Below are 11640 nucleotides of genomic sequence, written 5' to 3'. Positions count from 1 at the left end.
TTCGATCGTCGAGCCGGCCGGCGCCCGCCCGCGCGGATCGCGGCAGCTCTGCTACAAGCAGCCTCCATGGCCAGCACCGACGCGCAGCCCCCGAACAGCGACTACCTGGACCGGCTGATGCGAAGGAACTCCTTCGAAGCGCTGTGGCCCCTGTTCGCAAAAGCGACCAGGCCCGCCAAGGAAATGACCGAGAGCTACTCTGCCCTCTGTCATCTTCGCCCCCTCTTGACCAAGGGCCGCCCATGTCGCGTCATTCACGTCGGGGACGGGGCCCACGCGAGGACCGGGGCCCTCTTTTCGCTGAAGAGCGAGGCGGACAACATCAGCGTCGATCCGCTGCTCAACGTGGCCCTGGTGGAGGCGTGGCGCGATCGCTTCGGGGTTCGGCGCCTGGCGTGGCACAAGGCCAGCATCGACGACGTCGCGGATCAGCTCAATGACCTGCCCCCGATGCCGGTGTTCGTGACGTTCGTCCACGCCCACGTGCACATGGACAGGGTGCTCGATCGGCTGCGCTGGGACGCGGCCTTCACCCTCGCGTGTTGCTTACCCGGCCACCAGCTCACGCGGACGCGCGTACCGCTCAAGGAGGGCATCGATCCGAGCGTGCTGTCCACGGGACGTCAGTACCAGGTGGTGGTGAATCCCAGCGCCCCGATCTTCATCGACGACAAGCGCGAGACCAGATGACCCCACTCTCAGCCACGGTGCACCACGACCGGTGTAGGGGAAGATGTCACTTCTTCAGCCAGGTCTGGGTCCTGCCGAGGAGGGAGATGCCCAGGAAGCCGCGCACCTTGAGCTTCTTCCCGCCCTCGATCGCCTCGAGCTTGCAGCTATAGGTCTCGCCGTTGTTCGGATCCAGGATCGTACCGTCGTCGTACTCGTCGTCATCGCGGACCATGTTCTTGATGATGACGAGCCCCACAAGGGGCTTGTTCTTGTCGGCGCCCTCACAGGCGGTGCAGAGCTTCGGCTTCCCCTTCTCGTCGAGCGGCTGCTTCAGGCTCACGATCTTGCCGAAGATCTTCCCGCCCTTCTCGTAAATCTCTACCACCGACTGCTCGACCCCCTGCTCATCGATCGTCCGCCACTGGCCGGTCACAGCGAGAGGATTCGCGAGCACGTGCGACGTGGCGAGGGAGCAACCCAAGGCGGCAAAAAGAGCCAGGAACCTCTTCATGTTGTCAGAACTCCTTTCATCGGTCCGGGAAGCCACGGCGTTCGGCCCTGGCGTGGTGCTTGGTTCACATGTCGGTGTGCGCCGCCATGTGCAACAGGCCCTGGAGGGGGACGGGGCGCCGCGCCGTTTGTTCATCGGGCCGGAGGGAGCGGCGGCGGGAGGCGCGGCTCTGGTCATGGCTCCTCTCGCAGCAGCCCAGCGGCGCGGTGGACGTCATTTTTCCCTCCAGGGTACCGAGCGGGTTGGTGGAGCGCAACGGCGCCGTGCAGCGGGGCGCCGGGACGTTTGGTGGCCAGCGAACCGTTGTTTCCAGGGCTGGATCCCGCCGTGGCCAAGCTGCCCATCGCCCGCGCCTCGGCCGCGCGCGTCCGTCCTGCGCCGGAAACTACCAAGACTGCTGCTGTTTCCGGCGGCCGCTCGTCATCGACGGGTTTTCCTGTCGGGACCTCTGACACCCGGAGCTAGGGCAGCGGCAGCGTGAACTGGAACGTCGTCTTCCCGGGTGCGCTCTCCGCCCAGATCCGTCCCCCATGGGCCTCGATGAGCCCTCGCACGATGTAGAGCCCGAGGCCCAGCCCGGCGGCGCCTCCTGCCTTCACCTCGCGGGTCCGGTAATAGCGACCGAACAGCTTCGGCAGCTCCTCCGGCGCGATGCCCTGGCCCTCGTTCTCGACCGCGACGAGCGCCTCGCCGCCCCGCCGCTCCACCGCGATCCGGATGGGCGTGTCGGGGGCGCCGTACTTCGCTGCATTGGAGAGCAGGTTGGTGAGCACCTGCTCCAGTCGCCCGGGATCGGCCAGGAGCGGCGGGATGCCGTCCAGCACCTCGACGTCGACGCGGTGTCCCCTCGTCGCGGCCGCCGTCCGCTCCACCGTCGCCCGGATGAGCGCCGGGAGATCGACCTCCGCGGGGTTGAGATCCAGCCGGTGCGACTCGAGGCGGGACACGTCGAGCAGGTCGTTGATCATCCGGTTGAGCTGCATCGCGCTCGCCAGGATGTGCTGCGCCTTGTCGCTGGACTGCGGCTGCTTCGCGAGCTGGGACGCCTTGAGGACGATGTTGGTGATCGGCTGACGCAGGTCATGGGCGATGATGCTGGTCCACTCCTCGCGCATCCGCGCGAGCTCCTTCAGCGGGCTGATGTCCTCGCCTGCGACGACGGCGCCGGTGATCTCCCCCGCGCTGTCGCGGAGCGGCGCGGCGGCCATGAGAAAGGTCCGGGACGAGCCGTCCGCCCTGGCGACCACGATCTCCTCGCCGGGGATCGTCTCGCCTCGCATCGCCCGGCTCGAGGGCAGCTCGTCGAGCGGGACGGGGGTGCCGTCCGCGCGGCGCAGCCGACCGACGTACTCACTCCGATCCGCCGCGCCCCCGGTGAGCTCGATCGCGTGCGGGTTCGCGAGCACGCGCTCTGCGCCGTTCCGCTCGATGAGCAGGAGCGGGACGGGCGCGCTGTCGAAGATCGTTTGCAGCGTCCTCCGCTCGGTGTCGAGCTGCGCGAGCAGGCGCTCCCGCTCCTCCTCGGCCCGCCTGCGCGCCGTGACGTCCTCCACCTGGGCGATGTAGTGAATGGGCTCGCCCTTCTCGTCGCGCACCACGGACGCGTGCAGGACGACGGGGATGATGGCGCCGTTCTTGTGGACGTATCGTTTGGCGAGCTGATACCGCGGGATCTCGCCGCGGCGAAGCCGCTCGACCAGCTCCACGTCGGTGTCCACGTCGTTCGCGTGGGTGATGTCCTGGAAGCGGAGCCTCGAGAGCTCGTCGACCGCGTAGCCCACGATCTCGCAGAAGACATGGTTGACGCGGATGAACCGCCCGTCGAGCCCGACGATGGCCATGCCGATGGGCGCGTTCTCGAAGGTGAGCCGGAAGCGCTCCTCGCTCTCGCGGAGCGCCTGCGCGTCCCGCTTGCGCTGGGCGATGTCGCGCTCCTCGGGCGCGGCGCGTTCCTCGAGATCGCCCGGCGCCGCGCGGGCCTCGTGGCGCCCGCATCGACAGGGGGAAGCCATGCAGGCGACCTCGTCTTCCCGGCTGCTGGACGCCTCGATCTCGTCTGTCGACGCCATGACCCCCGCCTCGAACGGCCGATTGTGGCACGAGAGCCATGCCGCCTGAAGCGTCAACGCGGTAGCGCCATGGGGGTGACCTCCCAGGACGCCGCGCTGTACATGCTTGGCGCAGCGTCTTGAGCAGCTCGCCTCGCCGGTCCTCGCCCCGTCAGCGCAGGTCCAGCGCGCGCCGTGGCCATCCCGCCAGCGGGCAGCGGGCCGGCTTGCTGCTTGCTATGTGCTGGCCGAGGCCCGCGGATGTGAGTCGCTCGCCCCCTCCTGTTGCCGCGGCCGGACGAGCAAAGCAGCCCGTCGGCACCGGCGCGCAGCCACGCGTCCGTCCCGCGGCGCTCGCCGCGCTCTCGGTCGAGAGGCGAATCCAGGCATTGCGATCCACGCCGAGCGGCCTGACCGAGGCCGAAGCGTCGAGGCGGCGGCTCGCGCACGGCGACAACGAGCCCGCGCCTCCCAGGCGATCGCGGCCGCTCCGGACCTTGCTCGCGCAGCTCACGCACACGCTCGCGCTGCTGCTCTGGCTCGGCGCCGGGCTGGCCTTCGCCGCGGGCGCCCCGGAGCTCGGGTTCGCCATCGTCGCCGTCGTGGTGCTCAACGGCGTGTTCGCGTTCCTCCAGGAGCACCGCGCCGAGCAGGTCGTGAGCAGCCTGATGCGCCGTGTCGCCGTGCGCGCCCGCGTCGTCCGGGCGGGCGTCGAGCGGGGCGTGCCCGCGCGCGAGCTCGTCCCGGGCGACGTGGTCCGGCTCGCTGCGGGGGAGATCGTCCCCGCCGACTGCATCTTGCTCGCCGCAGACAGCCTCTCGATCGACCTCTCGATGCTCACGGGCGAGACGGCCCCCGTCGATCGCGACGCCGCGCCGGTCACCTCGCCGGGCCGGAGCGTGGAGGAGCTCTCGCTCCCGAGCCTGCTCCCGAGCGGCGCGTCCGTGGTGACCGGCGCGGGCGAGGCGATCGTCTTCGCGACGGGCGCGGAGAGCGCCGCGGGCAAGATCGCCCTGCTCCTCGAGCAGGGCGGGCGCGAGGGCTCGCTGCTCGAGCGCCAGGTCGCGCAGCTCTCGCGCGTCACCGCGGCCGTCGCGGTGATCGCCGGCGCGGCCACGCTGGTGCTCGCGCAGGCGTTTCACCGCGTCGGCCCGCTGGGGGCGCTCACGTTCGCGATCGGCGTGATCGTGGCGCTCGTCCCCGAGGGGCTGCTCCCGACGCTCAGCGTGTCGCTCGCGATCGGCGCGCAGCGCATGGCGGCCCGCGGCGCCCCGGTGCGGCGCCTGTCCGCGGTCGAGGTGGTCGGCTCGGTGACGACCATCTGCACGGACAAGACGGGGACCCTCACGCAGAACACGCTCTCGGTGCGCGGCTTCACCCCCGCGCGCGGCGCGCCCCCGGACGCGGAGCGGGCGGCGCGGCTCGCGGCCGCGCTGTGCAACAACGCGCGCCCGGCGACGGGGGGCGGCGACTACGAGGGCGATCCGGTGGACGTGGCCCTCGCGCGCTGGGCCGCGGCCGGCGGAGTGGACCTGGCCGAGGCGCGCGCCCGGTGGCCGCGGGTCGCCGACACCGCGTTCGACGCGCGCCGGCGCTACATGGCGGTGACGTGCGCGGCTGGCAGCGCCACGCGGGAGCTCGTGAAGGGGGCGCCCGAGGCGGTGGTGGCGCTGACCGGCGCGCCGGCGCCCGCAGGGCTCGACGAGGCGGTGGTGAGCGCGGCCGGGCGCGGCGAGCGCGTCCTCCTGCTCGCCGTGAGGGAGGCCGCCGGCCCGCTCAGGTGCCTGGGCCTTGTCTGCCTCCACGATCCGACGCGGCCCGAGGTCCCCGCGGCGATCGCCGCCTGCAGGCGCGCCGGCGTGCGGGTCGTGATCCTGACGGGCGATCACCCCGCGACCGCGCGCTCGGTCGCTGCCGCCATCGGGCTGGATACGGCGGACCGCCTGGTCGAAGGGCCGGAGATCGACGCGATGGACGACCGGGCGCTGCTGGAGCTGCTCCAGGCCGGCGCGAGCCTCGCGCGGACGACGCCGGAGCAGAAGCTGCGGGTGGTGCAGGTGCTGCGGCGGTCCGGCGAGGTGGTCGTGGTGACCGGCGACGGGGTGAACGACGCCCCCGCGCTCCGCGCCGCCGACGTCGGCGTGGCCATGGGGCTGCGCGGCACGGAGGTGGCCAAGCAGGCGGCGGACATCATCCTGTCCGACGACAACTTCGCCACCATCGTTGCGGCCATCGAGGAAGGGCGGGCGATCAAGCAGAATATCCGCCGCTTCGTGAGTTATGTGTTCACGAGCAACGTTGCGGAGCTCGTCCCGTTCCTTCTCTATATCTTCTTTCCGATCCCTCTCCCGCTCGCGATCGTGCAGGTGCTCGCGATCGACCTGGGAACCGACGTGCTCCCCGCGCTGGCGCTCGGCGTGGAGCCGGCGTCGCCCGCGACGCTGCACGTGGCTCCGGAGCCGCCCAGGAAACCGATCCTCACCCGGGAGCTCGCGCTACGGACCTTTTTCCTCTACGGAGCCGTCGAGGCGCTGCTCGGCGTCGTAGCGTACTTCGGGTTTTACTGGGCGCACGGCTGGAGACCGGTCGACTCGCTCGAGTCGTTTCGTGCGCTGGAGCGAGGGGCGGCCACCATGACGTTCGTCGGGATCGTCTCGGGTCAGATAGGGTGTCTGTTCGCGCAGCGCGACGGGCCTCTCCGGAAGCGGCTCGCGTTCTGGTCGAACCCCTGGGTGGCCGCGGGGCTGTCGACCGAGGTCGCGCTGGCGATCGCGCTGCTCTATGTGCCTGGGCTGAACCGGATGTTTGCGATGGCCCCGGTGGGAGCGGCGTGGCTCCTGTGGCTGCCCGGGGGCGCCGCGGCGATGGTGCTCGCCGATGCGCTGCGGCGCGCCGCTCGGACCGCGCGCGTCACGCCTGGCGCGGTCCGGCGTTGCTCGGGCCGGCCGCCGGCGCGCCGCCGGCAACGACCGCCTCGAAGTGGGCGGTGACGTGGTAAACGCCGGCCTGGAGATCGAGGCAGAGACGCAGGCCGCTCTTCTCGAGCACCCGCATCATCGCCTTGTTGGTGAGCAGGACGTCCGCCTCGAAGCCCGAGATCCCCCGGGCCCTTGCGATCTCCGCCATCCGCCGCATCAGCAGGGTGCCGACGCCCTTGCCCTGCCACTCGTCGCGGACGACGAAGGCGACGTCGGCCAGGTTGTTCTTCGGGTCGACGTCGTACCGGGCCATCCCGAGGATGGCCTCGTGCTCGGGGCCGGCGCAGGCCACGATGGCCATGTTCTGATCGTAATCGAGGTTCACGAGCTGCTGCATCTCCTCGTGATGATGCTCCCGCTTGTGGCTCATGAAGCGGCGGTAGGTGCTCTCGTCCGAGAGGCGATAGAAGAGGTCCTGGAGCGCGGTCTCGTCGGAGAGCCGGACCGGCCGGCAGAGCAGGTCCTCGCCCGACGGCAGGCGCGCGGCGCGCGTCTCCTGCCAGGGGTAATCCGCGCGCGAGATGACCTGATCGACGAACACGTAACGGCGCTGCTTGGCCGCGGCGAGCAGGTCGGCGCGGTGGTCGGGGTGGGCGATCTCGATGAGCGCGAGCGCGCGCTGCCGGATATTCCGGCCCCAGAGGTCGGCGACGCCGTGCTCCGTCACCACGTAGTGCACGTCCCCGCGGCTCGTCACGATGCCGGCGCCCTGCTCGAACGCCGGCTGGATCCGGCTGATCTTGCCGTCCTTCGCGGTGGACCGGAGCGCGATGATCGGCTTGCCCCCGCGGCTCCGCGCGGCGCCGCGGATGAAGTCGACCTGGCCCCCGATGCCGGAGAAGAAGCGGCCCAGCAGCGTGTCGGCGGCGACCTGGCCGGTCAGGTCGACGGCGAGGGCCGCGTTGATGGCGACCATCCTGTCGTTCCTGGCGATCGTCAGCGGATCGTTGGTGAAGGCGGACCCGCGCATCTCGATGACGGGATTGTCGTGGGCCCACTCGTAGAGGGCGCGGCTCCCGAGGAGGAACGACGTCACGAGCTTCCCTGGCAGGACGGTCTTCCTGCGGCTCGTGATCACGCCGCGCTCGACGAGATCCATCACGCCGTCGGAGAGCATCTCGGTGTGGACGCCCAGGTCGTTCCTGTCGCCGAGCGCTGCCAGGACGGCGTTCGGGATCCTGCCGATGCCCGTCTGGAGCGTGGCGCCGTCGGGCACGAGCGACGCCACGTGGCGGCCGATCGCGCGGTCGATCTCGTCGAGCGGCTCGGCCTCGCGCGCGGGCAGCTCGCGGTCGACCGGGACGAGGTGAGTGATCCGGTCCACGTGCAAGAACGAGTCTCCGTGGGTGCGGGGCATCCGCGGGTTGACCTCGGCGAGGACGAGATCGGCCGCGTCGACGGCGGCGCGGACGATATCGACGGAGACGCCGAGGCTGACGAAGCCGTGGGCGTCCGGCGGGCTCACCTGGATGAGGGCCACGTCGATGCGCACCCGGCGCGACAGGATCAGATCCGGGATCTCGGAGAGGAAGACCGGCATGAAGTCGGCGCGCCCCTCGTGGATCGCCTCGCGGACGTTCTGGCCGATGAAGAACGCCGTGTGACGGAAGCGCCGCTCGAGGCCGGGGCGGACGTACGGCGCGGGGCCTTCGGTCATCAGGTGGACGATCTCGTTGTCGGCGAGGTGGTCGCCGGAGTCGACCATCGCGTTCACGAGATCGCTCGGCTCTGCGGCGCCCGAGCCGACGAGGATGCGGCGCCCCCGCGGGATCGCGCGGATCGCCTGCTCGGCGGTCGTGATCTTGTCGGCGAAGCGCGTTTGCCAGTCCGTGAGTGTTCGCTGCATGGTGTGCCTTCTCCCGTGCTCCGCGGGGTCCGGCAAGAAGCGGACCACCGGCCTGAGCTCGGCGCGCACGGCGCCTTCTTCAACGCGGCTGGGCGATGAGCTCCGAGCCAGCGCGCAGCCTGCGCCACGCCGGCGGCATCGGGCCCCGCCGACCCCGAGCGCGCGCCTGCAGCGGCTGCGGGCGCGCGCAAGCCGTTCGCCCGGCGGGACGGCGAGCGACACAGGGCAGGGCATCCGGATGGGGACGCTCTACCGAAGCTGCCGATCAATGCGTGATGATGTCACACCCGAAATCGTCCTTGATCGCGTAGCACGACCTGTCGTCCGGCGTCGGCGGTACTGCGCTCTCGAAAGGCTCTCGATAGCAGACGACTATCTCCCTTTCCCTGTCGACCTTCTCGACCACGAGTCTGGCCCACGCCCTGCCCCCCCGCCATGGGGTACACGCCCCGGAGAACGTCGAGGTTTCCAGTAACGAGGAACATCGTTCCTCTTGAAAAGAACGATTCGTTGATCTTCGGAGCGCTGGGCCCGCGAGGGACCCGACGCGCGCCGACATACAGCGCGTCGCGCTCCCCGCCCACTTCCGCTCATCGAACAGCCTGTTGCCGCTTGATCATCGCGAGCAGCGCGTCTTCGGCGCTGAAATCGTACTGAAGCTTGTCCGCAAGGCCTTCCCGTTCGAACCACTCGTACGTCTGGGCCTCGCCCGACTCGAACGTGTAGAGCTGTTCGTAGGCCAGGTCGTCCTGGAGCTTCTTGGTGCTGAAGACCACCGGCGCTCTCCAGCCATGGATGTGAGGCGCAAGGCGTTGGATGATCGGACGGCCGCTGGAAGGGCTGCAGCCTTCGTCCGGCCGCACGCCGAGACGGCCAGCGTCGAGCACCGCATCAGGCGCATATTCGTCCATGATCGGGCCAGGGACGAAGACCTTCCGCGCCTCTACCCCCGCGATCTCGGCCAGGGTATCCACATATGCATTGTCGGTGAAATAGTCCTTTCCGGTGACGTTGTAGATCTGCCCGAAGGTCTTCGGGTTCTGCATCATCAGCCGCATGGCGCGGGCCTGGTCCTCCACGTGGCCGACCATGCCGAGGGTCGTGCCGTCACCGGGGATGAGGATCTCCCGCCCGCGCAAGAGCCGCACCCACATCTTCTGTTCTCGATCCGGGTGACGGTTGCGGGGGCCCAGCACCATCGAGAAGCGCGCGATGGTGATGGGGAAGCGGCGCTGCCGCCATACGCCCAGGAGATAGCGCTCGCACAGGATCTTGTTGCGCCCATAGTCCTGTTGCCGCGGCCCGATCTCTACAGGCGATTCCTCGGTGATGGGCATGACCCTGGACGCCGCGTACACGGCGGTCGAGCTGGCGAAGATGTAATGTCCAGCGCGACCCTCGAAGAGCTCGACCATGCTCTGGACGTCGTCCAGGGTATACGCGCTCACGTCCTGGATGCAGTCATATTCCTCTCTGCCCAGGATCTCTCTCAGGCGCACGTGGTCCTTGCGGTCCGCATAGAGCCGCCTGACTTGCCCGGGGAGGTTCGCGGGCGTGACGCCGCGGTTGAGGACGGTGACCTCGTGCCCGCCGTGGACGAGCTCCCGCACCAGGTGATAGCCGTTGAAGCGAGATCCCCCCATGACCAGGATTCTCATCGTCGTCCCTCCCTCCGTCGCCAGTGCGCGTGTATTCGACAGGACGGCAGTCTAATCACAGAGCCAGCGCATCAGCGTCTCTATCCCGGGTTTGCCCGTTCGTTCCATCCATCGCAGGAGGAAGTAGCAGGCCACGAGAAACACGAAAGCCAATGGCCAGGCCACGGTCACCGGCAACGCGCTCTGCCAGTGTACGGTGGGCTCGGGGCCGGTGACCAGGCCATAGATCCAGAGCGGCCAGATGTGAATCAGATGATGCAACACATAGACCGAGAGCGCGCGCGGCCCAAAGACCAAAAAGACCCGCGCGAGGTTGCCATCCCGCGAGAACCTGGGAGAGCGGTCGACCCAGCGATGCAGCAGGGTGAAGGCCGTGATGGCCAGGCCCAACGTTCCCAGCATGTACTCGACCGATGGCGGAAACATCGTCCAGCCCTCGAGCCAGATCGCTCGCACGATCGACGGGCTGTGGGGGCGAAGTAGCCTCGCCGCGATGCTCCCGCCGATCAGGCAGACGCCGACGCCCGTCAATCGATCGAGCGTGCCGGCGGCCGGCGCAGAATCGGAGGTCATGCGCGACGCGACCGTGAAGCCCACGATTGGATATACAATCCACGGGAAGATGGGGAAGTACCCGTTGACCAGGAAGCCCAGCAGGACGTCGGACAGCGTCAGGTCGAAGTCGAAGTACTTGTTCTCCCAGTACGCGGCATAGTCTGTGAGGACCCGCAGCATCGGGCTGATGACGAAGACCACGGCGCACATCGTCAAGAGGATCGAGCTGGGTAGCCGTCGGGCTACGTTCAGGAAGATCAGAGACGCGCCGAGGAACGTCAGGATGTCCCAGTCGAACGTGTCCTCGGGGAGCCAGATGAATATGTTGAACAGGATGCCTGCGCCGAACAGAAACAGGCCGCGGCGTATGGTGATCTTGCTGCGATCGGAGTCGCTGGCGCGGAGCATGCGAGGACTGTTGATCCACATGAAATAGCTGACGCCCAGCAGAAAGGCGAACAGCGGGGCTCCGAAGCCGTTCGGGGTCGGGTGGGAGAGCCCAGACAGGTTCTCCACGAAATGGACTTGAACCATCACGACGACGGCGATGGTGCGAAGGATGTCGATCGATAAATATCGCACGGCCTAGATCCTGTTTTCGGCCATCAGATCAACCAACAATGCGAGTGTCTCCGTCGCGAGCAGGATGATGACGATCCACTCCAGGCGGGCCTCGTTCCGAGCGATCGCGAGCTCGCTGGAGCGCTGGCCACACAGCTCGTAGACCCTCTCGAGGAGCTCGAGCTGCTCGTCGACGAACTCGATCCGCTCGTCTAGCCGGGACCGCTCTTTCAGGCGCTCTTTCAGTTGACCAGCCAGCGTGGGAGGATGGACCGGCGGAGAGTCAATGGCAGGGCTGACCTGGACCAGGCGTGCCCGTAGGCCGATCACGCGCTGGAATCGCCGAGCGAGCTCGTCTCGCCGCGGCATGGCTCGGATGTCGAAGTCAAACGCCAGGGGCGTATCCGTCTCCAGGTGAGGCCAGGCCTCGGCGAGCTCCGCCTCGAACTGGCGGACCTCGCCATCGAAGAAGGAGAAGTCGATGACGGCGCGGCGCAGCGCCTCCAGCCGCTCGGCCGTTGCGACGAGCCCCGCGCGGCCAGGGGACCAGATGATCCGCGCTCCCTGGAGCATGATCAGCAACCCGCGCCGGAGCTCCTCCGGGACATCCGGCTCGACCCAGCTCCAGACGTTCGCGACGAGCTCCGGATCTTCCTGATCGATCGTCGGCACGAGCAGCATTGTCAGCCCGGCAGACGGCGCCGCCGCAGGGCCCGTCACCAGTATCGCACGGCAGGGGCGAGGTACTTTGAATTCCATCAGCGTCGTCTGTGCGGCGTCAGCCCCCGTGACGAACTCCACATGCTGAATC

General features: G+C 68.9%; 8 protein-coding genes. 2 read left to right on the top strand and 6 right to left on the bottom strand.

The genetic code is table 11. The annotated features are described in order from the left end of the window. The first annotated feature begins 66 nt into the window (after positions 1–66). A complete protein-coding gene (locus WME96_RS32830) occupies positions 67–690 on the top strand; it encodes a hypothetical protein (protein ID WP_437285529.1) in 624 nt (207 codons plus the stop codon). Between the two features lie 46 nt (positions 691–736). On the opposite strand, the gene WME96_RS32825 is transcribed toward WME96_RS32830, so the two are convergent. Continuing rightward, positions 737–1183, bottom strand: coding sequence for a DUF2147 domain-containing protein (locus WME96_RS32825; protein WP_437285528.1), 447 nt, complete (start codon positions 1181–1183; stop codon positions 737–739). Between the two features lie 461 nt (positions 1184–1644). Next, complete coding sequence (locus WME96_RS32820) at positions 1645–3252, bottom strand: PAS domain S-box protein (protein ID WP_437285527.1); 1608 nt, start codon at positions 3250–3252, stop codon at positions 1645–1647. A gap of 368 nt (positions 3253–3620) precedes the next feature. On the opposite strand from WME96_RS32820, the gene WME96_RS32815 reads away from it, so the two are divergent. After that, positions 3621–6221, top strand: a complete 2601-nt coding sequence (locus tag WME96_RS32815; protein WP_437285526.1) for a cation-translocating P-type ATPase — start codon at positions 3621–3623, stop codon at positions 6219–6221. On the opposite strand, the gene WME96_RS32810 is transcribed toward WME96_RS32815, so the two are convergent. From WME96_RS32810 to WME96_RS32795, 4 genes are all read right to left on the bottom strand, one after another. Beyond that, positions 6142–8055, bottom strand: a complete 1914-nt coding sequence (locus WME96_RS32810; protein WP_437285525.1) for a GNAT family N-acetyltransferase — start codon at positions 8053–8055, stop codon at positions 6142–6144. The two genes, WME96_RS32815 and WME96_RS32810, sit on opposite strands and share 80 nt — an antisense overlap. A gap of 590 nt (positions 8056–8645) precedes the next feature. Beyond that, positions 8646–9713, bottom strand: a complete 1068-nt coding sequence (locus tag WME96_RS32805) for an NAD-dependent epimerase/dehydratase family protein (protein WP_437285524.1) — start codon at positions 9711–9713, stop codon at positions 8646–8648. Between the two features lie 51 nt (positions 9714–9764). Continuing rightward, positions 9765–10850 carry a heparan-alpha-glucosaminide N-acetyltransferase domain-containing protein gene (locus WME96_RS32800; protein ID WP_437285523.1) on the bottom strand — a complete coding sequence of 362 codons (1086 nt, stop codon included), beginning with the start codon at positions 10848–10850 and terminating at the stop codon, positions 9765–9767. Between the two features lie 3 nt (positions 10851–10853). After that, on the bottom strand, positions 10854–11630 hold the full coding sequence (locus WME96_RS32795) for a hypothetical protein (RefSeq protein WP_437285522.1): 777 nt from the start codon (positions 11628–11630) through the stop codon (positions 10854–10856). Positions 11631–11640: the final 10 nt, after the last annotated feature.

The organism is Sorangium sp. So ce406, assembly GCF_051474675.1.
GTDB classification, from domain to species: Bacteria; Myxococcota_A; Polyangia; order Polyangiales; family Polyangiaceae; genus Sorangium; species Sorangium cellulosum_G.
Note: the sequence above shows the minus strand (reverse complement) of the source record. Positions and strands in the feature narration are given on the sequence as shown.

What these genes read in the sequence shown, in the direction of transcription:
- WME96_RS32805 (WP_437285524.1), bottom strand. Translation starts at nt 9,713, where the DNA reads ATGAGAATCCTGGTCATGGGGGGATCTCGCTTCAACGGCTATCACCTG.
- WME96_RS32825 (WP_437285528.1), bottom strand. Translation starts at nt 1,183, where the DNA reads ATGAAGAGGTTCCTGGCTCTTTTTGCCGCCTTGGGTTGCTCCCTCGCC.
- WME96_RS32830 (WP_437285529.1), top strand. Translation starts at nt 67, where the DNA reads ATGGCCAGCACCGACGCGCAGCCCCCGAACAGCGACTACCTGGACCGG.
- WME96_RS32820 (WP_437285527.1), bottom strand. Translation starts at nt 3,252, where the DNA reads ATGGCGTCGACAGACGAGATCGAGGCGTCCAGCAGCCGGGAAGACGAG.
- WME96_RS32810 (WP_437285525.1), bottom strand. Translation starts at nt 8,055, where the DNA reads ATGCAGCGAACACTCACGGACTGGCAAACGCGCTTCGCCGACAAGATC.